General features: G+C 50.6%; 19 protein-coding genes. 5 read left to right on the top strand and 14 right to left on the bottom strand.

Going from position 1 to position 23,934, the window contains the following annotated elements:
* Nucleotides 1-13 precede the first annotated feature (13 nt).
* The 13 genes from KKH67_13825 to KKH67_13765 form a co-directional block, all read right to left on the bottom strand.
* Nucleotides 14-613 carry an SPOR domain-containing protein gene (locus tag KKH67_13825; protein MBU1320258.1) on the bottom strand — a complete coding sequence of 200 codons (600 nt, stop codon included), beginning with the start codon at nucleotides 611-613 and terminating at the stop codon, nucleotides 14-16.
* A complete protein-coding gene (locus KKH67_13820) occupies nucleotides 588-1,667 on the bottom strand; it encodes a mannose-1-phosphate guanylyltransferase (GenBank protein MBU1320257.1) in 1,080 nt (359 codons plus the stop codon). The genes KKH67_13825 and KKH67_13820 overlap by 26 nt, the downstream gene beginning before the upstream one ends.
* An 86-nt stretch (nucleotides 1,668-1,753) precedes the next feature.
* A complete protein-coding gene (locus tag KKH67_13815; GenBank protein ID MBU1320256.1) occupies nucleotides 1,754-2,776 on the bottom strand; it encodes a flippase-like domain-containing protein in 1,023 nt (340 codons plus the stop codon).
* 20 nt (nucleotides 2,777-2,796) lie between these two features.
* Nucleotides 2,797-3,930 carry a glycosyltransferase family 4 protein gene (locus tag KKH67_13810; protein ID MBU1320255.1) on the bottom strand — a complete coding sequence of 378 codons (1,134 nt, stop codon included), beginning with the start codon at nucleotides 3,928-3,930 and terminating at the stop codon, nucleotides 2,797-2,799.
* Nucleotides 3,920-6,700, bottom strand: a complete 2,781-nt coding sequence (locus KKH67_13805) for a DUF2723 domain-containing protein (GenBank protein MBU1320254.1) — start codon at nucleotides 6,698-6,700, stop codon at nucleotides 3,920-3,922. Before KKH67_13805 ends, KKH67_13810 begins: the two co-directional genes overlap by 11 nt.
* Nucleotides 6,701-6,876: 176 nt before the next feature.
* Complete coding sequence (locus KKH67_13800) at nucleotides 6,877-8,265, bottom strand: MATE family efflux transporter (GenBank protein ID MBU1320253.1); 1,389 nt, start codon at nucleotides 8,263-8,265, stop codon at nucleotides 6,877-6,879.
* A 24-nt stretch (nucleotides 8,266-8,289) separates the two neighbouring features.
* Nucleotides 8,290-9,612, bottom strand: a complete 1,323-nt coding sequence (locus tag KKH67_13795) for a hypothetical protein (GenBank protein ID MBU1320252.1) — start codon at nucleotides 9,610-9,612, stop codon at nucleotides 8,290-8,292.
* Nucleotides 9,613-9,614: 2 nt separating this feature from the next.
* Entirely contained in the window at nucleotides 9,615-11,324 is a 1,710-nt protein-coding gene (gene argS, locus KKH67_13790) for an arginine--tRNA ligase (protein MBU1320251.1), read from the bottom strand.
* 122 nt (nucleotides 11,325-11,446) lie between these two features.
* Nucleotides 11,447-12,724, bottom strand: a complete 1,278-nt coding sequence (locus KKH67_13785) for an MFS transporter (GenBank protein MBU1320250.1) — start codon at nucleotides 12,722-12,724, stop codon at nucleotides 11,447-11,449.
* Between the two features lie 18 nt (nucleotides 12,725-12,742).
* Entirely contained in the window at nucleotides 12,743-13,582 is an 840-nt protein-coding gene (gene dapF, locus KKH67_13780; protein MBU1320249.1) for a diaminopimelate epimerase, read from the bottom strand.
* A gap of 102 nt (nucleotides 13,583-13,684) precedes the next feature.
* Entirely contained in the window at nucleotides 13,685-14,905 is a 1,221-nt protein-coding gene (locus KKH67_13775) for a PLP-dependent aminotransferase family protein (protein MBU1320248.1), read from the bottom strand.
* A gap of 202 nt (nucleotides 14,906-15,107) precedes the next feature.
* On the bottom strand, nucleotides 15,108-17,282 hold the full coding sequence (locus KKH67_13770; protein ID MBU1320247.1) for a M6 family metalloprotease domain-containing protein: 2,175 nt from the start codon (nucleotides 17,280-17,282) through the stop codon (nucleotides 15,108-15,110).
* A gap of 198 nt (nucleotides 17,283-17,480) precedes the next feature.
* The gene (locus tag KKH67_13765) at nucleotides 17,481-19,307 is read right to left on the bottom strand and encodes a KAP family NTPase (protein ID MBU1320246.1); all 1,827 of its coding nucleotides are present in this window, start codon (nucleotides 19,305-19,307) and stop codon (nucleotides 17,481-17,483) included.
* Between the two features lie 256 nt (nucleotides 19,308-19,563).
* On the opposite strand from KKH67_13765, the gene KKH67_13760 reads away from it, so the two are divergent.
* The 3 genes from KKH67_13760 (at nucleotide 19,564) to KKH67_13750 (ending at nucleotide 21,545) form a co-directional block, all read left to right on the top strand.
* Nucleotides 19,564-20,844, top strand: coding sequence for an Ig-like domain-containing protein (locus KKH67_13760; protein ID MBU1320245.1), 1,281 nt, complete (start codon nucleotides 19,564-19,566; stop codon nucleotides 20,842-20,844).
* Nucleotides 20,845-20,973: 129 nt separating this feature from the next.
* The gene (locus KKH67_13755; GenBank protein ID MBU1320244.1) at nucleotides 20,974-21,288 is read left to right on the top strand and encodes a metalloregulator ArsR/SmtB family transcription factor; all 315 of its coding nucleotides are present in this window, start codon (nucleotides 20,974-20,976) and stop codon (nucleotides 21,286-21,288) included.
* 86 nt (nucleotides 21,289-21,374) lie between these two features.
* The gene (locus KKH67_13750) at nucleotides 21,375-21,545 is read left to right on the top strand and encodes a hypothetical protein (protein MBU1320243.1); all 171 of its coding nucleotides are present in this window, start codon (nucleotides 21,375-21,377) and stop codon (nucleotides 21,543-21,545) included.
* Nucleotides 21,546-21,870: 325 nt separating this feature from the next.
* On the opposite strand, the gene KKH67_13745 is transcribed toward KKH67_13750, so the two are convergent.
* Nucleotides 21,871-22,158, bottom strand: coding sequence for a hypothetical protein (locus KKH67_13745; GenBank protein ID MBU1320242.1), 288 nt, complete (start codon nucleotides 22,156-22,158; stop codon nucleotides 21,871-21,873).
* A 220-nt stretch (nucleotides 22,159-22,378) separates the two neighbouring features.
* On the opposite strand from KKH67_13745, the gene KKH67_13740 reads away from it, so the two are divergent.
* Both KKH67_13740 and KKH67_13735 read left to right on the top strand, forming a co-directional pair.
* The gene (locus tag KKH67_13740; GenBank protein MBU1320241.1) at nucleotides 22,379-22,747 is read left to right on the top strand and encodes a hypothetical protein; all 369 of its coding nucleotides are present in this window, start codon (nucleotides 22,379-22,381) and stop codon (nucleotides 22,745-22,747) included.
* Nucleotides 22,748-23,083: 336 nt separating this feature from the next.
* The gene (locus KKH67_13735; GenBank protein ID MBU1320240.1) at nucleotides 23,084-23,896 is read left to right on the top strand and encodes a PAS domain S-box protein; all 813 of its coding nucleotides are present in this window, start codon (nucleotides 23,084-23,086) and stop codon (nucleotides 23,894-23,896) included.
* Nucleotides 23,897-23,934: the final 38 nt, after the last annotated feature.

Genomic DNA, 23,934 nt, shown 5'->3' with positions numbered 1-23,934 from the left:
AATCCGGCAGTAATCAGCGGTTAATCTCCGGCTTCGCAGCCGTAGTATCGGCTGCATCCGTTGCTTTTTCGGGCAGGATTGTCATGTAGTATAGCGAGTCGGGAGGAAATTGTACCAGCCAACCGTTATCATAGCCCAGACTGCGAGCCTTTGACAGCAGCCTCTCCCCGACTTCACGGCTCGTGCAATTTCCCATCAAAACCTTGTAGTAAGGAACATCATAGAGCAGGTATACCGGTTCGTTGAATGTGTCTTCCGCAATCTCCTTCTCGAAGCCGGCATCTGTGAAATATTGTGATGCGAACAGCTGAACCCGGTATACGGCAGTAACAGAATCGACGGTCGGGTCCATCTGCTTCAGCGAATCCAGAGTTTGCCAGTCAATCCCTCCGGAGCTTATCCGCCCGCTCGCATCATCCGGTACACGTTCAGGCACTCTGAAACTGTCCTCCGGAAGATCGATTGCTGTGAAATGCTCTTCCACGTGTGGGCGCTGAGGCTTTACATCACCATCTCTGCGTCTCCCAAGACTGCCGCAACTTAGAGCATAGACAGCCAGAATGAACACGGCAAATGCTATCTCAGCCTTATGTATATTTCTCACGTCTTTCATCTTCCCGCAATTTCTCCAGCAACTTCGAGATATCATCGGACCTCGTTTTGTGTGTCACCATGACTATATCGCCGGATCGGACTATTATGAGGTCGGATACGCCCAGAGTCGTGATGATGCCATCCGAATCGTTGTAGATTGTCGTTTCATAAGTGTCGAGCGCCTCAACATTGCCATGCAGGACATTATTATCGGAGTTCATGATATTCAATCGTTCTAAGGCGCGCCAACTGCCGATGTCATCCCACATCAGATCGCCCTTAATCACGAGCACATTCTCAGCATTCTCCAGAATCGCAACATCGATCGATATTTTCTGACAATGCTGATAGCAATGTACCCTGGCATCTAACTCCTTGTCCGTACCGATTGCCTCCGAGTAGTCATCGAGCAGTTTCGCCATCTCAGGCTGAAACTTGTGAATCGCATCGAGTATTGCTTTTGCCGACCAGATGAACATGCCCGAATTCCAAAGGTGCTTCCTGTCATAGTAATACTGCTGTGCAACAATTCTGTCAGGCTTCTCAGTGAACTTGTTGATCTTGTGAATGGAGACTCCCCCGAACCGATCGTATCTTTCCGCCTGCTCGATATACCCATATCCCGTTTCAGCTCGGGTAGGAGTGATTCCTATTGTGATGAGATAGTCTTGATCCGACGCTACACGACAGCCAACCTTCAGAAGCTCAATGAGCGCTTCCTCCGGCCTTATATCGTGATCGCACGAGAGCACCACCATGATGGCTTCTCGATCCTCACGATACAGATGCGCAGCCGCGAGGCCGATGGTCATGCAGGTGCTTTTCCCGAAAGGTTCAGTTATGAGATTATCTTCGCCCAGATAGTCGATTGTGCTGAGAATCTTGTCGCGCAGGCTCTGCCCGGTGACGATCTTGATGCGCGGGAGCGGTATGAAGTCGACTACTCTATCGATGGTCTCCTGCAGCATTGTCCTCTCAGATGTGATGGCCAGGAGCTGCTTTGGATGGGCTTCTCTCGAAAGAGGCCAAAATCTCTCGCCTTTGCCGCCTGCCATTATTACGCCGTATATCATAACTTCCTCTCCATAGTTTGAATTAAGTTAGAGGCGAGACTTCTTCAAGTCAAGGAATCTTTGCTGGGAGCGATCTCTGTGCGAGATCATTCCTGAGCCACTTCCTTTTCGGTTATTGACGCCTCCTCGGCTTCGCGCAGTGAGAGATGTTCCCGACGAAGATAGTAGAAGCCGACGAGCGTAATGACAATATATTGCGCCCCATGCAGGACCACTGCGACTGCCATAGCCGTATCCTGCTGAACGCCATACGGTTTCAGAGCATACCAGACGCAGAGATGATAGCCTCCCACGAAGCCCGGGGATTGCGGAATCATGATGCCTATCGAAACGATAACGAGAACCACAAAAGAAGCGTCTATTGGAAGATGCCCCAGCCCAAATGCAAGAAAAATGAAATAATTAGATAGTCCGGTCACTGTCCAGAGGATTATGGACTGGAACGATATCTTCAAGATGACTCTTACGTCGCCCATGACTTCCAGCCCCTCGGTGAACTTAATGAACATCTCCATCAGTTTCCCACTGATCCTGGAAGGCAGAAAGGCAAGAGCTGATTTGATCACCTTGAGAGTCGGTTCAGGTTTCGTCCTGAGAAGTATCAGAACAGCGAGAGCAGTAACATTAGCAAGCAGGAAGAGATAGCCGAAGTCCTGCAATTCCGCCGGCAGCGGAAGTCTCTTGAACAGAAGAATAGCTGTCAAGAAAGTGAGCAATGCAAACGAATCAAATATGCGCTCGATAACCACCGTTGCCAAAACAGCCGAACGGGATACATCAGCGATACGACCGAGCGACCACGCGCGCACAAACTCGCCCAGCCGCAGTGGCAGGACATTTGAAGCCATAAAACCGATCATGGTGGAAGAAAACAACTTGTTCATCGGTATCTTCTTCACCGGATCCACCATGAATTTCCAGCGATAGGCACGATACCACATCATCGCCACCACTAACACGATATTGACAGCCACCCACCAGTAATTCGCTTCTGAAATGGAATTCCACAGAGCCGCAAACTCCACCTTACGAAACGCAAGATACACCAGTACAATCGAGATAATATATCCGAGATAAATGAGGATTCTTCTGCGAGTCTTGTATCTCATGCGCCGCAATCCTGACAGATCTACTTCGGTCGCCCTTTTCTGATTACACTTTGCAAGAGAGACAGCATCCTTCCAGCGGAAGTGTCCCAGTCATATCTTGAAGCCCATTCAACGGCACCGCGCTGAAGCCTCTCCCTGTAGTCAGAATCTTTGAACACTCTCAGTACCGCCGCTACCAGCTTCTGCTTATTGCCATATGGAAAGAGAGCACCCGAAACACCGTCAGAGACAGAATCGCGCAGCCCTGGAGAATCAGCGGCTATCGCCAGAGTCCCGCAAGCATTAGCCTCTATATTGGTCAACCCCCAACCTTCTTTCAGAGATGGGTATATCACGCAATGGGCTCTCCGCATTCTCTCTATCTTCGACTCCCCACCCACAAACCCCGGGAATTCCACAGAGTCCGCCACTTTCAGATCAGATGCAAGCTTCTTCAGAGCAGGCAGATAGTCACCATCTCCGACAATTTGAAGCTTCGCATTCGGCACATCCGCAAGCACACCAGGCCAGGCCGTGAGGATGTGCTGCACACCTTTGTACTTCTTTATTCTACCGAGATACAGAGCGGTCGGCTTCGAATACTTTTGTACTGCCGCATCCAGACAGTAGAACGAATGATCGATTCCGCATTCGACCACGGTTATGTTGTCCGCGGGCATCCCCCGCTTCACCAGATCGTTCTTGGTCGATTCAGATATCACACAGTAAGGATACTTCCTGAAGAAGTACCTGATCGGCTGCTCAGCCAAATAGATGTAGGTGCCAAGCACGAAATTGATTTCGCGGAACACAGTTGTGGCAAATAGATGCGGTATCACCGCCAGAATCGGCAGATCGGTATATATCGGAGTATAGAATGGAATCTTATTGATATCCTCGACGATCACGTCATAAGTGTTTCGCGACAGTTCCTTTCGGATCAATCCAGGGGCCACGAAATTGAAATAGAATCTCCCGCCCTTTCGAATCACTCTGACACCGTCATAAGAGTCTTGTTCGGATGCACCATCGAATTGGCTACATACTAGTGTTACCTTGTGACCATCTGCAGCAAATCTCTTAAGGTTCTCCCAAAGATGTACTTCAGCACCCCCTGCGAATGGATTTTTCGGATCCTGCCAATTGACTGCAAGAATCCTCAACTTACTTTCCATCTCCGGTGTCAGGAAGATTCTCGATGGCGGCTGCGGAGTCTAACTGCAGGATTCTCAGGCGCCGACCTGTGTCATCTACGGCAACTGCAGTTTGCCCGATGCCTATGGCCAGGCTCTCCGGCACGAATAGCTCAGGGACTTCCTGTTTCAGCTGCTGGTACGCAGCAGCAATCTGCGCATCACCGGGATTTGCATTGGTGTAATCATACAGCAGCCGGGCCAGCTCAGCCTGCATCTGTTGGTCAAAATAGAACCGGAATAGCTCGTTGAAACCATCACGCCATCCCGGGTTGCTCCTGTAAATATCTTCGAAGTATGCACGTGCTTCCGCCTTACGTCCGGCGTCGCTGAGACCAGCAGCAATGAACTGCTTCAAAGTCCTCTTTGGCAGGTCATCGGGCGCCTCATCAAGAACTTTGATTGCATCGTCGAGTCGGCCATTCATCGTGTACATCCGGCAAAGATACGCCCACGGTTCCAGACCACCTCCAACCAATCCTATCCCCTTGCGAATCTCGCTGGCAGCCTCGTCAATACGCCCTGCCCGTTGCAATGTGTCAGCCATGAAAAGGAACCCTGAGATGTAGTTATTCACCAGACGGTCGGCGTTCTCGTCCTTGTAAAGAGTGGTGTCAGTAACTCCGCGGAACTTGAACTGATTCCAGTACATATCGTGAGTCTTTTCCAGAGCGATGGCATCTGGCTGTCGATTCGGATAATACACTGTCAGAGCCATACCCTCCATCTGCATGTACGGATCGAGGCTTTGCAGCTTGTAGTTCTTGTTTCTTGTTGATACGGTCACTGCAAACTGAACCGGGGTCTGCTCATGGCCGCGTTGGTTGTCGTCGATTATTTCGGCGATCATTTGATCCTGGACTCTGTAAAGCCCGCCGTCCTGCGTCCTGCGGTGCATGAGACCGTCAATCTGGCTATCGGTTAATCTGATCGGTACACCGAGTTCATTCTTGAGTTGCTTTATGTACCAGTTTGTGTTGATCAGAGACAGATTTGCGATTTTCACGTCCGGTCGAATACCATACACATATTGCAGACACCAGACAGGGAATGTGTCGTTATCACCGTTCGTAAATAGAACGGCATTCGGTCGAGCAGAATCTAATATATTCCAGGCATAGTCATACGGGATGAAGTTTCGAGACCTGTCATTGATGAAGTAGTTGTTTGCAAGAGCAAATGCCGGCAGCAGGAATGATAGACAGAGCACTGCGAGGATTGTGTCTCGAATCCTTGGAGAGGCTTTTTCGATAATCAGAATATTCCTGATCATGTCGAAAAATGCGGCCACACCAAGCCCAATCATCAATCCGAACATGACAAATCCCGGAGTCCAGAAATAGTCTCTGTCTCGCACTTCAAGATGTCCCTCACCGATCAGCGTGTTCTCCTGAGTGCCGTCGGCGAAGTTCATGTAGATCACAAGTCCGACGGTGCCTGCCAATGTTATCAGAAAGACGAATATCCCCGACTTCCAGTGTTTTCGAGTGGTGTAGTACATCCCATAGAGTCCAAGGAAGAACAGTATCAGGAAACGCTTGCCTACAAGGCCATACTGCTCTTTAAAGAATCCCCAGAATCCCATCCGAGGATGGTTTCCGAATTGATTTATCCACTCGCCCCGCCTGTGAAGAGCCCGAGTGATCATGCTTTCCGTGCCATACTGGCTTCGTTCGAGAAATCCCTTGAAGGACTCCCAGTTATCGGGATTATTCATATTCATGATCGGTTTCTGGGCCGCGCGGATCGGTATGAAAATCTGAACCGAGTATCCCAACAACGCCGCCGTTATCACAAGGAAGCTGATTCTCCAGAATTGTTTCGATGCATCGATGCGGAAGAAGAGCAACGTCAGAAGCGACCATCCCCAAAACGACAGAACGAATACCGGAACAAACGGAGCTCCCTGAGAAACGAACAGCACCAGAGCAAGAACAGGAAGAGCCAGGCTGAAAATCCAGCCTTGAGATATTCGCTTCCAACAGTGAGCCGCACACGCAATCGCAGCCCATGCAGCAGAAGCTACTATGAATGGCTGCACCTGATGAATAACGAGCAGCAGAATTAAGAATGTCACCCAGATCTGCCAGCTTCGACGATACTTACCGTCAACAGCGATCACCAGCAGGAATGCGAATGGAACAACGATATAGGACGTCATATGCACACCGAGCGCCAGCGTAGAAAGATAGGCCATCAAGACTAGATAAGTCTCCCCATGCGTCTCCTCGCGGTGATCGACCCAGAGCAGCAACAGGTAAATAGTCAGCATCATGAAAAGCATCGAGGTACCGTAGACTTCCGCTTCGACGGAATTGCCCCAATTTGTGCGGCCAAATGCAAACAGTAGTCCTCCAATGACACCACCGAGGTAAACTGTCACACGACTCCATCCGGAGAGATTCGGCGATGCGAACCATTTCTTGATGAGCCAGGCAGCCACGAAGTACCCATACATAGCAGCAAACGCCGAGTTGATGCAGGATATGATATTAATGCGGAAAGAGGGATCATCACCGATCGGAAAAAGTGCAAATACGCGCCCGATCAGCACAAATAGCGGAGTTCCCGGAGGATGCGGTATCCCCAGAATGTGAGCACATGTAATGAATTCTCCGCAATCCCAGAATGAAAGCGTGCGCTGCACCGTCATCAAATAAACGATGAGCGAGACTAAAAGCACGAATATCCCGAAAATCAGATTCCAGGGATCACGGCGTCCGTCAGTGAATGATTTCTTGAGGTCTTCCATTAGCTGACTGAATTGTCACTCCTTGAAAATCGTCGATTCAAATCAAATCTATCAGCCGCTCCCGAACACGACGCCGAAACAGGCGGCAGTTCCTTCGACTCGAAGCGAATCTATCAATATATCCACACTCGAATCTTTGTCCAGATATTTTTGCAGACTCATTTCGGCTCTACGCGTTACTCTATTTCCTGCAATCTCCAATGACCCCTCTTGAACCAGATCACAAGAATTATACCCTTCACAACCGTGGTCAGAGTAATCGCCCACCAAACACCATTCACCCCCAGCTCAAGCGTGAAACAGAGCAGATATGCAATCGGGAGGCGGATGAGCGAGCCGGGGATGCCGACAATCATCGGCGGCAGTGTATTCCCTGAACCTGAGAATGCGCCTTCCAGAACAATCTCCGCAGCCATGAAGACCTGCGAGATTGCGAGTATCATGAGGTAGTCTTTCGATATTTCAATCACTTTCGCATCCGTTATGAATGCCTTTGTAATAAGCCCCGGAATCAGCAGAAACAGAGCCGAGACAGCGGCTGTGATTGCACCGGTGATCCCAAGAGCGATCCACGCCGCCTGTTCGGCGCGATCCGGCTTCTTCGCCCCGAGGTTCTGCCCCACCATGGTCGACACAGCAACGGAAAAACCGAAACAGATCATGTACGACAATGCTTCGCATCTGTTTCCGACACCGAGAGCAGCTATCGCTTCGGTTCCGAATGACGCTGTGATCTTCGTGATGAAGACATACACCACGGAGAAGAGAACGCCGTTCACTGACAGTGGCAAGCCGATTCTGACCATCTGCCAAAGCAATTTTGAGTTTGTCTTGACAATATCTTTGATTCTCAAGTCGATAGTGAGCTTCCCGTTCAGGATGTATGTCAGCAGACCGACTACGGCAAGCAGCGTCGATACTACTGTCGCGATAGCGGCACCCTTTACCCCCATTGCGGGGATAGGGCCGACCCCGAAGATGAAGCATGGATCGAGTATGATATTTCCCACTACTGCAGCCAGAGATATGATCATCGGTCGTCTTGTATCTCCAGTCGCACGGAATATGGAGGCACCGGCTTCATACCAAAAGAGAAAGATCGTCCCCAGATAGCGTACCCGGAGGTAGTCGATTCCGAAGGCCGTAACATCCGCATCGGTGCCCATAAACCTCAGGAATTCCGGTGCGAAGGTGTATCCAATCACGGTAATTATGATCGATAGCATTACCGAATAGCCGATTGCTTGCGATGCAGCGTATGATGCTTTCCCGTATTCCTTCGCTCCGTAATGCCTCGAGACAATCGCAACCAGACCGGCTGTCACAATCTCTGCAATCGAGAAGAGTATCCAGATGAAGAACATGCTGGAGATGACGCTCGCCATCTCTGAGGCGCCTAGCCTGCCAAGCCAGATCATGTCTGTGATCAGAAAGGCTGTGTGGACAAACATCGCAGCAACAACCGGCCACGCCAGTTTGATCAAAGTTCCGAGGATACCACCGGAGGTTAGATCGATTCTCTCGACACTTCCCTTGATTAGAATTTCTTCGGGAGTCTCGGGCATGATTAAAGTACCGATTTCAAGGTGTCAGCGTACAGTTTCAGCCGGCTGAACGTTGTACAGATGGAAGAGCTGTGAGTTCTTGAAATGCGATGGTTCACAATATGAGGAGTGATGCGGGAGAGCTATTGAAAGCATCTGCTGAAATAGATCGCAATACGGGTCAACCGTTTCGACCCAGGACATCATCATCGAATCGACCCCCTTCTCCACAACCAGGCCATCTTCGACTTCTCCGATTCGAGCTCCGCATTGTTCCAGCACATCCCTGACGAACCCAACACGTCTCCGCCACAGATTCGATCCGAAGGGGAGATCGCGGATGACAGTCTTGCCTGCAGCGAGCATGCCGAGGGTCGCCAAAACTGCGAATGACTCCGGGCACGATCTGATGTCACTTCCGCCGAATCGCTTCCCTGTCAGATCTAAAGTGGAAAGCGCAATTTCACACATGCCACCGGATGCCTCGGCCGAACTATCTCTTAGCGTGATTCCGGCTCCCATCTTGCCTAACATCCGGCAGAATGCACTAATCGTTTCAGATTTGGCAAATCCGCGGACGATTAAGCCGGAAGCCGATCTGATGCATCCCACTCCGACAACGAATAGCCCGGGAAGGTGATCTCCCGGCAGAATCGCTCGCAACGGCTCAGTAATGTCATGTCTCTGCACTGTGTATCTGAATTTCTTCTTGCCGGATGGTCTCAGGCGTTTCAGGCGACGAGCCAGTTCGTCCTCTACCTGCTCATCTTTCTGCAACAGTAGTTCAATGCCGATATCCGGCAAAGTCATGATTGGCGTCGGATGGACTTCGACCGGTGAGGTCAGCTCTACCGAGCACCCGGAAGCGATCGTTCCGCAGATTATCGAGTCCAGAAGATGGTAACTCTTGGCAGGAAGTCGATACTTGATGTTCGGAGTCTCCGTTCGTGTCGGCACACAGAGCCTGCTGCCATTGCGCTCGATGAGATCATAGTCGAAACCCATTCTCTTGTAGAGAATGAGTTCTGATTCAAAATCACTATCGATATCTTTCGGCACGGCGAGATGAGCGTCGCTCTGGCTTCGTGCAAGCACGAGCATCTTCCTGAAAAAATCCCGTTTGTCGGCGACCTGTAAGGTCTCGGTGTCAGTTCTTCGTTCACCTGCGGATATCATCTCTATGTTGCAGTCTGAATATGTTATGCAGTATCCCATTCTGCCAGCGAAGTTCATCAGGTCTTCTGAAATCTGCAGGTCCCCTGCACCAGACAACATCACCTCGCGGCCCTGCATCAATCCGAGGAAGATCAGTTCTTCTGCGAGTTCGGAGGATGCCGGCAGCGTTATCTCATCTGTATGCTTGCTCATGATTACATTCTCTCCAATGGGACTATCCCAAGAATTCGTAGGCCATCGGCCAGAATGATTCTGACACAATCACACAGGGTCATCCGTGCTTCGCTAAGCGAAGTATTGTCGGTAATGACACGATGCTTTTGATAGTACGTGTTGAACTCCTGGGCAAGACTGATCAGGTATGAAGAAATCACAAACGGCTCGTACTCCCTCGCAGCCTGTCTGATCCTTTCCGGATATTGCATAAGTGAACTCAATACGTGCTTCTCTTCCTCTTCTTTCAACAATCCAAAGTCGATGGAGTCTGGAATGTCCTTCCCGAACTTCCTACCCAGACTACAGAGTCGCGCATGAGTGTACTGAAGATACGGTCCGGTTTCGCCCTCAAATGAGAGTGCTGTTTCCCATTTGAAGTCAATATCTTTCATTCTGCGGACAGAGGTTTGCGCGAAAATGACTGCACCGACACCTATCGCCTCGGCGGTCCCATCGATGTCCTCGATCTCCGGATTCTTTTCCAATATGATATTTCTGGCAAGATCTCTCGATTGTGCAATCACTTCTTCGAGAAATATAATGTTTCCTTCGCGGGTGGACATTGCCTTGTCCTCAAACCTCACCCACCCGAACGGCACATGGACAAGCCTGTCAGCATAGTCATAGCCGATTAGTTCTATCACTTTGAAGACCTGCTTGAAATGCAGCGATTGAGCCGCTCCGACCACGTACAGGCAGCGCACGAAGTCAAACTCCTGATGGCGAAACAATATCCCCGCGAGATCACGAGTCGCGTACAGAGTAGCATCGTCGCCTTTCTTGAGCAGGCACGCGCCGAGGTCGTACTCCTCGAGATCAACGATCAACGCCTCCTGAGAGATTTTCGTAAGATGCTTGTCATCAAGAATCCGAAGGACAGCATCCATCTTGTCATTGTAGAAGCTTTCACCGGTGAAGTAGTCAAATTTGATTCCGAGCATATCGTAGATGCGATTGAATTCGGCAAGCGAGTAACGCTTGAAACGTCCCCACAGCTCGATCGCTTCAGCATCTCCATGCTCGAGCAGCCTGAACTGTCGCCTTGCTTCTTCGTCGAGGTCCGGTCTCGATTTGGCTTCGCGATGGAATTTCGTATAGAGATCGAAGAGTGCATGAACGGGATCTTCTTCGAGCATTTCCTCTGATCCCCACTCACGATATGCGACGATCATCTTGCCGAACTGTGTCCCCCAGTCTCCCAGATGGTTGATGCCGATGCATTCATAGCCGAGCTTCTCGAAGATATGATACAGCGCGTTGCCGATCACAGTCGACCTCAGATGGCCAATTCCGAACGGCTTTGCGATATTTGGAGATGAGAAATCGATTAATATCTTCTGCCGTTGTCCCTCATCAGCCAAGCCAAAACCCGCACCCACGGCCCGTATGTTCTTTACGATATGCGCTGCAAGCTCTGGTGTCTTGTAGAAGAAATTTACAAATGGGCCAATCGCTGACGCATGCGACATCTTCTGCCAGGCTACCTTGCTGAGCTTCTCGGAAATAAGGGCCGCGATCTGCTGCGGAGATTGCTTCATCTGCTTCGCGAGCGTGAAGCAGGGCAGTGCGAGATCTCCCATCTTCCTGTCGCGCGGCAGTTCAAGCAGATCGTAGATATCGGCCACCGCGACACCGAGAGCATCGGCGATATGCTTGCTGATCTCTTCTTTGAATATGTCTTCACTCATTAACAAAACACCGATTAGATCAATTGTCAAATCAAGCTTGCATTGCCGGAGGCCGTCCGATCGCACGGTCCTTGAAAACGCACTGCAGCCGTCAAATATAGCCTGACAGTGCCATTAATCAACTAAAATCCATCCCCACTGGGTGTAATTATGCGGTAGGAATGCCCCTCTTTCAACTCCGAATTCGCGAAATAGTGATAGTAGAGAGCTGCCGACGCGAGATAGAAACAGATTGTGATGATGAATGACGGAGTATACCCATAACCTTCTATCACCCAGCCGCCGAGCTGAGTCGAGACTGCCCACGACGATGTCCATGCCAGCATGCCGAAGCTGTTGGCAAGCGCATGTACATCCTCCGAGACCATCTCCATAGTGAAATTGGTGCCGATTGGCTGCCCCATGTTCATCAGAGCGCCCCTGCACAAGAATGAGATGACCACGAGCTGCGTATTTCCGGAGAATGCCATTATCAGCATGAAAGGAATTGAAGCCAGTTCAGATACAACCAGCGTCCGCACCATGCCAAAACGCTTCGACAGCACCGGGCCTGCCATCACACCGATAATCATGGTCGCTTGCACGATTGCGTAGTAAGTCCCGATCGTCTCGGTCGACATATCGAAGACGTCCCTGAAATATAGATTCAGAAACGGTATAATCAGCCCCGCACCAGCTCCGACAAGGAAAAACGGGAATGACAACTTGAATAGCAGACCGCCTTTCTCTTTGAGGAGCCGACGATCCAGGACAAACTTACGCTCTTCCTTGGCCGGAGGTCTCGCCTTCATCATCGCATAAGGTATCAGCGCCAGAAGGCAAATCGCGATGCCGCAATAGAGAACGAATCTATACGATCCGGGTCCGGCGCCGTACGTGACCGAATACCATTTTTGAGCATATCCGCCCGCGAAACTCCCGATTATGCCGGCAAACATCCAATTAGCGAAATTGAGACTGAAGACATACGTCCGCTCTTTCTGCGTGCTGTTTCTCATTATTAATGGCGCCGACGCCACCCGCGAGAATGACATAAACGCACCCATAAGAAAGGCTGCGGCCATTATCGAAACCGTCGAAGTTAATGTTACCATCAGATAGAACGATGCGGCGAGAACAACTGTCGAAGCCAACAGCATGCGCTTGATTGTATATTTCGATATCAGTATCGCCGCCGGAATCGCCGCCACCATAGAGCCGATGGCAGTCGCTGAGAGAATCCGGCCGATCACACTCTCCGAAAATCCCAGCTCGCGCAGGTAGAGATTAAATATCAGATAGAAAACCGAGAACAGCATGTTGATGAAGAATGATCCGAGAAGGAATAGTGCAGCATTGCGGGAGATAATTCGTAAATGCCGGTAGTAATCAACTACAAAATCGATGATGCTCCTGGGCATGGTAGGTTGGACAGGATCCTATGCTATTCCAGTGAAACTGTAATCCGCGGAACCAGTCTGATATATGCTGCCGTCGCTCTGCGGCCATTCCACGATTAAGCTTCCCAAATCACAGACGACCTCAACTTCGCGTTTAAGTAGCCCCACCAGAACGCCGGCGGCGACAGCAGCGCAGGCACCGGTTCCGGATGCGTGAGTTGGTCCGGCACCGCGCTCCCAGCTCTTGAGCAGGATTCTGCTCTTAGTGGCGGGCATCGCGAACTCGACATTAGTTCGATTCGGGAACATCGGATGCACCTCTATCTCAGCCCCGATTGTCCTCCAGTCAAATGATAGATCGTCCACGAATACAACCGTATGCGGATTCCCCACAGAAAGTGATGTAACCACATAGTTCTTGCGGTTTATCTTGATCTTTCCATTGATGAAGTATTCCTGATTGACATTCATTGGAATCCTGTCAGCAACGAATTCAGGCTCCCCAACGCAATATCTCACCAGAAAGTTCTTCTTGCTTGCAAATACTATTTGGGCAGCTATGTTCCGCTTCATCGTCTCAATGCTGCACTGCCTCGTCTTCAGATAGCCTCGATCATATATCAATCGAATCATGCAGCGCAGGCCATTGCCACACATTTCGGACTCTGAACCATCGGAGTTGAAAATCCGCATCCTGGCGTCGGCCCGTCGCGACGGTAGAGCGAGTATGACGCCGTCGCCACCGACACCGGTAAATCTGTCGCACAGCTGGACGGTCAGTTTGCTCCACGGTCGCGATGATATCTTTTTGCCTATTCCGTCGATTATTATAAAGTCGTTTCCGAGACCGTGCATCTTCGTGAAGTCAAGACTTGCCATAAAATATCCTCGAACTGGATATTAAGCATCCAATCCCCCGAATACAATAAAAAAGCGAGACAGCCGATGCCATCTCGCTCTCTTTCCGTTCGCCCCGTGAACTCAGAGTGTATCGTGAAACACTACCGCGAGGCGTTTAATTCCTTCTTTGATCCGATCCTGGGTCGCATTGCAGAAATTCAGTCTGAGATGATGGTCGGTATCACCGTGCGGATAGAACGGCTTGCCCGGCACAAACGCGACGCCTGCCTCAACTGCCTTATTAAGCATGCTGGAAACAGAGACATGCTCAGGCAGAGTCACCCATAAAAACAGGCCGCCATCGGGCTGCGTAAATGTCACGCTCGACGGGAACTCGCGCTCCATCGCTTTGATCATAGTGTCTCTGCGCTTACCGTACTCTTCTATTAGAAGAGGAATATGATACCCATCTAGCCTTCCGGACTGGATATACTCGACAATCATATACTGTGCGAATGTATTCGCGTGCAAATCTGATGACTGCTTGATCCTTTCAATAGTCTGCATAACCTCGGGACATGCCGCGAGAAATCCAATACGGAGACCTGGCGCGACTATTTTGGAGAATGTGCCAAGCTGGATGACGGCGTTACCTCCGAGTTCTTTGAATGACTTCTGACGCTCACCCCTGTACCGGAGCTCTCCATATGGATTGTCATCAATGATCGGAACCTGATATTTCTTCGACAGATCGACAATCGCCTGGCGCTTCTCCGTGGATGTAGTCAATCCGGCTGGATTCTGGAAATTTGGAACGACATAAATCAATTTCGGATTGTACTTCTTGATCTGCTCCTCGGCCTCCTGAATATTCATCCCATCTTCTTCAAGCCGAGCAGTGCAATATTTCGCCTGACTCAGATTGAAAGCCTGAAGCGCTCCAAGATAAGTCGGACGTTCTGTTAGAACATAGTCTCCCGGATTCAAAAAAGCTCTACCAACGAGATCGAGACCCTGCTGAGAGCCAGATGTTATCTGGATTATGTTGGATGTGAACTCCATACCGATCTGCTCAGATAGTCGTGCGGCAATCTGCTCCCGAAGCTCGGTCACACCCTGACTGAGACTGTACTGCAGCATTGCGGGACCATATTTCTCCAATCCGCGAACAGCAGCGGATTTCAGATCAGCCTGAGGAAACAACTCGGGGGCAGGAAGGCCTCCCGCGAAGTTGATCAATCCCGGTTTGGACGAGACCTTGAGGATTTCTCTGATTATGTTCGCTTCAAGGCCAACAGCTTTGACCGAAAACGGCCATTCTTTTATGACTGTTTCGTGAAGATCGTCAACTGTGATAATCATAAGACCTACCTCCCGCCCCAATATATATAACAGAATCATATTAGCAAGGCAATTGGCGTCAAAGAGGGACTGAAAAGAGTGACATTCTGGAAGCTCATGAACGGTTTATCTCAGCTTCGCCCATGCTCTCAAACGAACCGCATCAGAAAGCCCGCCTCCATCGAGGCGGGCTTCGAAAGCGCGTTTGGTTACCTGTGCCCCATTACGAGCAATTGGCACAGGGTGCTGGACCACCTGCGAAAATATAGCCAATCAGATAAACAACATCATCAATGTCGACTCCGCCTGAACAATCTACGTCACCCTTCGCGACCGGGTCGGGAGCTGGGCCGCCGGCAAAGATGTACTGTATCAGATACACGACATCGTCAATATCAACCGCACCGCTGCCGTCGGTATCCCCGCAGAGGAAGTCGCACGCATCACCGATGTCGTTACCATTCGAATCTTCCTGACCTGGATTGTAATGGTACGGACAATTGTCGCATACATTTCCAAGTCCATCACCGTCGTTATCTTCCTGCAACGAGTTCGGTGTGCTCATGCAGTTATCACAGAGATCGCCGACATTGTCGCCATCTGCGTCCTCCTGTCCCTGGTTGTCATCGTCGGGACAGTTGTCGCAGGCATCACCGTATGCATCTTCGTCGCTGTTCAATTGATCTGTGTTTGCATCCGTCGGGCAGTTGTCGCATATGTCGCCCACTGAATCATCATCCAGATCCAATTGATCTTCGTTGTATACGTACATGCAATTGTCGCAGGAATCGCCGGCCATATCACCGTCGGAATCCTCCTGATCGGGGTTATATGACGCCGCGCAATTGTCGATCATATCCTCGATACCATCGGCGTCCTGATCGAATTGATTGGGGTTGTATATATATGCATACAGCTTCTCGCCAACTATCGAATCGACTCTGATGACGATTCCGGTCGGCCCCGAATAGCTGTCGCTTGACGGGTATGTCATTGGACCGAACTCCTCCTGACCGGCAACATCAGGGTTCATAGTAGCTGCACGCCGCGTCTCGTATGGATACCACCACTGAGCGCTGTCGGTGACATGCCCTTCGGGATTGCTCCATGCGTCCATCGATGGATTGTACCCCATGTCTTCGGCCGCCACGGTATAGTGATCCCATTGTGGAACGCCCCCGTTGATCCGCCACCAGTTCCACGGCGGACTCACTGAGTCATGAACGTGCAGAACCAGCAGCCCACCATCAAGCGTGTCATTGCCAAATGTGACATCAGGGCATAGATAGGCGCTGAAATCGGAATCGAACTTGTCGAATAGGGCTGAAGATCGTGGATTCCGGTACTCCAGCAGGAAATATTCACCGTCCGACGGGTTTATGGGTATTATGTAAAGCGATGAATCATTCGTCGTCTCGATGCTGTTGATGACCAGATCATCATACGTGCCCTGCCCTAAGTAAACAGGCTCGTTCCAACCGAGTTTGAGTTTCTGCCATCCGCAGAGGTGTGCCGGCGATGAGTACCCGAAAGCTAGCAGTCCATATCCACCGTAACCCATGAGGCACCAGTCGACAAGCGGATGGTCGTTGTCATCATTCGGCGTGCTGAAAGTACTCACATTTAGTTTCTCGTCATAGTCGTACATATCCGGCATGCCAAGATCGTGGCACAGCTCATGACAGAGCACACCGATGCGACTTAGAGTATCTGTTGGCAGTATATATGATGGGCACGTGGCAGAACGAAGTGGGCGCTCCTCCGGAGATGTGAACCACTGGCCGACAAGCATCCCATCCCATGGACCGAGTTCCCCTCCGGGACCGTAAATCATCGCGTATGACCAGATATCCATCTCATAGCCTGTCTCCTCCTGCCCCGTGCCGGCCCGGATGAACGCGACGGCGTCCACTATGCCGTCGTGATTACCGTCAAACTGCGTGTAGTCTATCTGTGCGTCGAGCCAGTCAAAGAGATTCTCGAACTGATAGAAACCGGCGTAGCCGCCAGCCATATACCAGTTCCTGACCTCTCCGGTAATAATCAGCTGGCCGTAAGAATTTTCATGGTAATAGTCGGCTACCGAACCACCGGGATAGACATTGCGCGAGAATATCAGGCTGTCGAAAACCTCTTTCGGGTACGTGTGAGGCCGGTTGCTCCAGTCGACCAGTATGACCAGAAGCTTCAGAGTATCGCCATCGAATGCCCTCGCAGCCATATCTATCATATCCAGCGTGGAGAGTTCCATCCCCGGAATCACTCCGAATTGTTGCAGCGCGACTTCGTCCGGAATGTCGAGTACGATCGCTTTCGAGTAATCAGTTGCTGCCGAAGCTCCCCCTGCTACGACAAGCAGCAATAAAGCGCAGATCAGTTGTTTTGTGTGGTGATGCATGAATCCTCCCTATGCATTTCAGTTTCATCTCAACGAAGACAGTGCGGTGGGACCCTGTTGGCTAAGGGGAACCTCCAGCCAATCGTGAGTCATGGTTGCCTGTGTGGCGAACGCCACACAACGTACTCTACGAAACGCATAACTAAAGGTTTCGTCAAATGGAATACGGGATCAATATATTGTGAATTTGGATGGCAATCACTTTGCTTTGTCTTCGCTATTCCGACGCAGCCTGGACTCTATGAAGAACATGTCCGATAACTGTGAGTATTTCTTCACGTCTCCAAATGTCAGTTCCTGATCACATGCCCGAAGCAAAGCACTCAAGAGTACATCCTTTTGGAGATATTTATCTGATTCTGCATTATTATCCTTCTCGAATATGGAATACACATGATCTTCAGGGAACTTCGACCCGACACCATCAGTGTGGGGTCGGATTATTGCCGCTTCCTTCGGCCATACCATGCACACCGTCATCCACTTCAGTAGCACAGCCGGAGAATAGTCCGTCCAGGAATTGTCGACCTTCGCCCACTCCGCCATGATATATTTGCACATCCTGAAGATATTTATCAGGCGCTTGACCATCCGCGGATTGGGATCCAGGTACTCAGCCAAAGCCTTAAAGGCGGCCTTATCTCGCTCATCGAACTCGATAGCCTGATCTTTTGAATCCTTTGTACCGGCTGCGATCGGACGATCTTCTTGCGCCGCAGGCATCTCCTCAGAGGATATAAGACCATCGAGATACTGCGTTAAGTCTCTTGTCTCCGGAATACAGAAAGGTATCTGGACTATCTTCTGTAAGTACTCCAGTCCGAAGTGCAGCTTGTCGTCCTCCAATGCATCCCGTTTGAAATGGTGTTCGTAACTCTTCGCAACTGCCATAGCTACAGTGCGAGAATCCATCCCGAGGATTGCAGCTACTCCGGACGTGCTCAGGAAAAGATGCAAAGCTTCCAGTACGCTGACAATCTTCTCCGGCGAGCAACGATCGAGATCATCGATAAGCAGCAGCAGCCGGTGTTGTCTCACTGGTTCCCCTCCGCTGCCAGCAGGAGCATCCTGCCTCTCCAACAGCCGATCAAGTACAAACTTCAGATCGCGCTGAATTTCGTCCCGGACACCGAGCTGATGCTCATAGTTCGGCAGATTGAAGTACTCGTCAAATCCTCCGCCGATAGGAGTTCGCAGCTTCTTATACATGCCATATATCGCTGCAACGATTCCGATAAAGCCACCAGTGGTCGTGAATTCGGCGTACTCTCTCAGTTGGGGCACGGCGAGAGCTACAGCTACCACCAGAACCGCAAAATAAGCAAGCAAGACTTGAGGGATAAGTTTCCTCCATCCGCCTCGTCTGAAGATCTTGTGTGCAGCATTATCGATCCAGATTTTGAACCAATTGTACTGATGTTCATACTCTTCGACTATCTTGTTAAGCAATCCGGCCCAGACCTTCTCCTGATCGTCGTACTCCCAGGCATTGAACCACACTGTGTACGTGTTCCTATACTGTTCTCTGGGTGATTCATTCAGGAGCGTCACGTTCTTCCGCACCAGATTCATCAGTGTCGATTTGCCCTGTCCCCATGAGGCATACAGGCCAATTGTTATTGGGGTTTGCGTATCCGCAAATGAGATCAGCCGCGCCAAAGCCTGTGCATAGACTTCTCGTCCCAGAGTGTCACGATCAGCGGCTTTGTCTGTCGATGCTGACAGGGTGTAGGTTCGATTCGGGTCGCTCACATTGAGAATGAATGGCGTCCCTGAACTGGCAGACGCGTTCTGCTCCTTTTGAGAAGATGACGCAGCAGCAGCTTCATCCTCCTGTGCGCGACTCTCCTTGCTTGTCACCTTCGGATCTGTCGCTCCCAGGCCAAAGCTAACGGGCTCCGGCCTGATGCTCTTGTCCCCTTCCTGTTGTGATGTCGATTCGCTCATCTTCTGTTCGGATTCAACAGCTGTCTCCTTCGGATATGGCGCCTGCTGTTCGTTCGGTCTGGATTTCTCCTCCGACATTCTGAGTTCCTGAATCTAGCCCCATATCGTAAATGGACTCAATTGTCCGTCCGCGGTCAATCGCAAATAAGATTGAGAATGAGCTGTGGAAAGTCAATCAAAAAGCTCTGGTTGCCTGATCGATGAAAAAGACTCATGATAGAGAGTGAGAGCCGTGAACTCATAGCCCAATCTCATCTCTCGTTTGAGGTTGACAACATGAACCCGCATGCGTACTTTGTGGATTCACAAACACACGATTTGCCGGGGTTGCCGCATGTCACAAAGAATCAGTCGTAGTCTCATTCTATTGTTCACAATAATCCTGCTAATACTTGCTTGCAGCAAGAAGAAAGAGCCCGTCTCCCCACCGACAGACAACACCCCGCCTGAAGTGCTATCGACATATCCGGAAAATGGGCAAACAGCCGTGTCAGTTGCTGACTCGCTTGTCGTCGTATTGTCAGAACCTATAGTATGTTCATCGATCGGCACGAGCGTAATTTATCTCAATCCAACGGCAGTCGGCATCTCCATCTGTCTGCAAGATACGATTGTGTTCACACCATCGGAAGAATTGCGTCACAACACCACGTATACGGCCACCGTGTCTTCAACCATACAGGATGAAGCCGGCAATCGGCCGAGCGAAGAGTATCAGTGGACATTCACCACTGGGCATGCATCGCCCGGAGTCTCGTGGACGGAGCACCAACTGATACTGAGCAAGTCTCTCTGTGATATCGCGTACTCAGGCAGTGCGTTCGTGGCTGTCGGGATAAGCGGCCAGGTCGTGAGATCAACTGACGGAGATTCATGGCAGGTCATTGAAACGCCTGCTGTCGGTGATCTCCACAAAATAATATGGGCTGATACTATCTTCGTTGCGGTTGGAGATGCGGAATTCATTATGACATCCCCCGATGGCATCGAGTGGACTGTACGGCGTACCGGTCATGTTGCACGCTCCATGAATGCCGTCGTCTTCACCGGAGATATGTATGTTGCCGTAGGTGGGCATTATGTTACCGATGGGTCGATGCTCGCAGATGTGCGAACTTCTGCAGACGCGATAACATGGGACTCTGAATCTATCGAACAGGTTGGCAGTATGAGTAGCGTTGTGTGGACAGGGGATCGATTCATCGCATCAGGGTTTCAGGTACCGGGTTTAGTATATGCAATCTGGACATCGGAGACTGGCCAGGATTGGGTTTTGAAGCACACGACTACGGCCAGCGCAGCTCACTATGAGGATGTCGCCTGGTCTGGCGATGTGGCAATCGCGATCGGCTTTGATCCTTCAGAGCTGCTATTCTCATCGGATGGGCTCCAATGGAACAGTCGAGTCCTCTCTCAAAATCACCAAAGCCGCGCTATCGAGTGGACCGGCTCTCAATTCGTCGCTGTGGGACACTTCGGAAACATATTCACTTCCCCCGATGGAGATACCTGGACGCGTCGGGAATCTGGTGTCCTCACAGACCTTTACGGCGTTTGGGGTTCGACAGAGAGGATAGCCGCCGTCGGAGGCAGCACGGTGCTGACATCTCCTTAGATTTCCACGAAAATGGTGCAACCACGCGTAATCAGTGTATAAATAGGTTGACAAGTGGGACATTTGCCCATACACATATGATTATACTTGTACAGACCTAAGGCATCGTTCCACTGATATAGTAGTGATATGATCAACGAAAGAGCATACAGCAAATACTTCAAGGCGTTTGGAGACCCGACTCGACTCCGAATCCTGGCACTCCTTTCATCTAAGGAGATGACCGTCAGCGAGATAGTGGCTAACATCGGGCTGTCCCAGCCAACCATCAGCAGACATCTGGGAATCCTGAGGGACGCTGATGTAGTACACGACCGCCGCGACGGTCAGAATGTCTACTATAGTATCAACAAGGCTTCTGTCGAGGGCTGCTGTAGGGGCTTCTGTGACTGCCTGGAAATCCGCATAAAAACTGGGCAATCCAAGAAGAAAGAAAAACAATGAGTCCCAAGTGTTTTTTTTGAAACATTTATCTGGATATGTGCATATGAGTATGTGCAGATACTAAACAACGGAAGGAGGTGATTGAAGTGGAGAAAGAGCTCGGACAGGTGAAATTCACCGAAACGGACAACGGTATCCGGATAGAGGTGACAGGCAAGAGCCTGAAGGAAATGTACAAGTGCTGCTGCATGCCGATGGTATGTGCACCGAAAGAGTCGGAATCCGGTTGCTGCGGACCGGCGGACGAGAAGAAGTGAGCATTATAAGAACGGCATTATCGAGTGTGCCGACAGAAGGCGAACTATACGGAAGGAGAATGTGATGAGCAGATTTGGTGTCCCAAGGGCAGCTCACTGCAGTGAAGGCTGCCGAAGTCGATCCCGGGCAGGACGTTAAAAGGCCCGAGTAGCAGTCTGAATGGCCGGTGCGACTGCCGCACCATTGCCAATCGCATCGGCCGTATATCAGCTTTCCGGGTTGGAATCAACGACTGCTCATGGAACCACCGCCGAAGTCAAGGGTATACAATGTAGCTTCAGAAGAGGTTAAATGAAACGCATCACTATCGCCGCGACCCTAATCTCATTTCTTGCAGTTCTGATACTGGAGCACTTCCTGTGTCTCTTCTGCGTTTCGGCCTGTGGCAGCAGAAGCAAGAATTCTGAGGTGCGGCCAACCAGAATCGAGTGCAGATCCAGTTGCCCATCTCAGCGTAACTGCGAAGAAATCCGGTGTTCCCCGAAACAGGAGACGATGAGACCTGTCTGCATGAAGTATGCTCTTCTTCCCTACTCGTGGACACGAACATGCACCTGCAAGCGGATGCCACCGCAGTTGAACCTCGTTCTGGAGGAGCGGAGATATCTTCACCAGCAGATTCCTTCCCGCATATCGGAGACGAGGCACAGTCTGAAGACCGAATCAGAGGGCGATACAGAGCGAACTTACTCACAGCCACAATTCATTCATACATCTATCGCTACCACTATACTCAGACTATGAGAAGATGCATCAGCCACGAAATCGCGTGGCCCTGGCACAATTCACAGTTATGGAAGAGTCTACATCTCAATAGCCCAGGAGTATCTATATGAAACACCACCCAGTACTTACGTTTCTTCTGGCCGGACTCATTCTGGCTCTAATGAGCGCTTCCGCACTCATGGCAGAGCAGACGCCCGCTAAGCCTGCCACCAAATCTGCGGATAAATCCGGCAAGATTTCTGACAGCAAGGCATGCTGCCCAAGCCATCAACCATCCTCAGGCTGCTGTCCAAGTGCAGACAAAGCCAAATGCGGTGGCTCAGGCAAGTGCAAACCCGGAGCTGGTTGCGCCGGAAAGGCTGATGCCTGCAAGGACAAAGCCAATTGCGCAGGCAAGGCGGAGGCATGCAAGGACAAGGCTAAGTGCTGTCCAACCGCGAAGAGCGCTAAGAAGAGTCCTCCTTCCGAAACCTGATAACTGAGTCCCTGATGGGGAATTCAATACGGGCTACCTCTTCTGAGGCGGCCCGTTCTTATGCCTTGATTGTGTTGCCATAAACCGCTCACATGCACAGCCCAGCAGCAATCCTGAAACCCCGAAAGCTACCTGATAACATTACAAATAGCCTCTCATAGCCCGTCTAAGTCGATCATGATTAGTTCGGGAGCTGCCGCAAGTCGGTGTGACACACCGGAACTGCAGCATATATCGCTAAACCAATCCCCAAATTATCCGATACTGTTAGAGATGAATCGGACACTCAAGCGTCTGCTGACATGAGATCAACTAATCAGATATATGGGTTGCAAATTGCCTGACACATCTAACATACAGCAGCCACTTCTCAGCGCAATACTGGAGTCCGTCGGCGAGGGAATACTTGTAGTCAACGAGAGCGGCAACGTTACTCTTGCAAACCAGAGATTCGCTGAAATGTGGCGGGTTCCTCCGGAATTGATCGCTGCCCGCGACGATGAGAGACTGCTGAATTACGTTTTGGATCAACTGGCTGATCCGAACGCATTCCTCGCAAGAGTGAAGGAGCTCTACAAATCCGAAGCTGAGGATTTTGACACTTTGATGTTCAAGGATGGTCGCTGCTTCGAGCGGATATCGAGACCCCTGATCAAAGACGGAAAGCTCTCGGGTCGCGTGTGGAGTTTCAGAGATGTAACCCAGATCCGAAATACAGAGAAAGCACTTCATCAGAATCGGCACAGATATAGGAAGCTTTTCCAGCACTCCAATGATGCAATCATTGTTTATACGTACAACGGCCAGATTGTCGACGCGAACGCCAAAGCACTGCAACTGTTCGGATTTGAGAAGGCTGAGATATTACGTCTCAAGGCAACAGATCTTCATCCGGCAGAGGCGCTTGCTCAATCCCGCAGAGCAATTGAAATGATCAGCGCAAGCGGGCACATGAATTTCCATATCCCTTTCAGAAAGAAAAACGGTGATGTTATTCATGCTGTTGTCTCGGCGAGCATGTTCGAGGTCGGCGAAGAGAAGCTCATTCAGGGCATCGTCCGTGACTTCGAGAACCGTTCAAAGGCAGAGGCGGAGATTGCACGAATGAGCAGTCTCAAGTCCTCGCGGCCCTCCCCCATCATCAGATAGACGAATAGAATCCCCTCAGACATCATCCAAGTTTTAGT

Source organism: Candidatus Zixiibacteriota bacterium (assembly GCA_018820315.1).
GTDB lineage: Bacteria > Zixibacteria > MSB-5A5 > JAABVY01 > JAHJOQ01 > JAHJOQ01.
The sequence above is the reverse complement of the archived record's forward strand: the minus strand, read 5'-3'. Positions and strand labels throughout refer to the sequence as shown.

Bases quoted from the DNA above. Each gene is read 5' to 3' on its own strand.
- KKH67_13740 (MBU1320241.1), top strand. From the start codon at position 22,379: ATGAAACACCACCCAGTACTTACGTTTCTTCTGGCCGGACTCATTCTG.
- KKH67_13770 (MBU1320247.1), bottom strand. From the start codon at position 17,282: ATGCATCACCACACAAAACAACTGATCTGCGCTTTATTGCTGCTTGTC.
- KKH67_13760 (MBU1320245.1), top strand. From the start codon at position 19,564: ATGTCACAAAGAATCAGTCGTAGTCTCATTCTATTGTTCACAATAATC.
- dapF (MBU1320249.1), bottom strand. From the start codon at position 13,582: ATGGCAAGTCTTGACTTCACGAAGATGCACGGTCTCGGAAACGACTTT.
- KKH67_13810 (MBU1320255.1), bottom strand. From the start codon at position 3,930: ATGGAAAGTAAGTTGAGGATTCTTGCAGTCAATTGGCAGGATCCGAAA.
- KKH67_13825 (MBU1320258.1), bottom strand. From the start codon at position 613: ATGAAAGACGTGAGAAATATACATAAGGCTGAGATAGCATTTGCCGTG.
- argS (MBU1320251.1), bottom strand. From the start codon at position 11,324: ATGAGTGAAGACATATTCAAAGAAGAGATCAGCAAGCATATCGCCGAT.
- KKH67_13765 (MBU1320246.1), bottom strand. From the start codon at position 19,307: ATGTCGGAGGAGAAATCCAGACCGAACGAACAGCAGGCGCCATATCCG.
- KKH67_13815 (MBU1320256.1), bottom strand. From the start codon at position 2,776: ATGAGATACAAGACTCGCAGAAGAATCCTCATTTATCTCGGATATATT.
- KKH67_13800 (MBU1320253.1), bottom strand. From the start codon at position 8,265: ATGCCCGAGACTCCCGAAGAAATTCTAATCAAGGGAAGTGTCGAGAGA.
- KKH67_13785 (MBU1320250.1), bottom strand. From the start codon at position 12,724: ATGCCCAGGAGCATCATCGATTTTGTAGTTGATTACTACCGGCATTTA.
- KKH67_13775 (MBU1320248.1), bottom strand. From the start codon at position 14,905: ATGATTATCACAGTTGACGATCTTCACGAAACAGTCATAAAAGAATGG.
- KKH67_13805 (MBU1320254.1), bottom strand. From the start codon at position 6,700: ATGGAAGACCTCAAGAAATCATTCACTGACGGACGCCGTGATCCCTGG.
- KKH67_13795 (MBU1320252.1), bottom strand. From the start codon at position 9,612: ATGAGCAAGCATACAGATGAGATAACGCTGCCGGCATCCTCCGAACTC.
- KKH67_13755 (MBU1320244.1), top strand. From the start codon at position 20,974: ATGATCAACGAAAGAGCATACAGCAAATACTTCAAGGCGTTTGGAGAC.
- KKH67_13820 (MBU1320257.1), bottom strand. From the start codon at position 1,667: ATGATATACGGCGTAATAATGGCAGGCGGCAAAGGCGAGAGATTTTGG.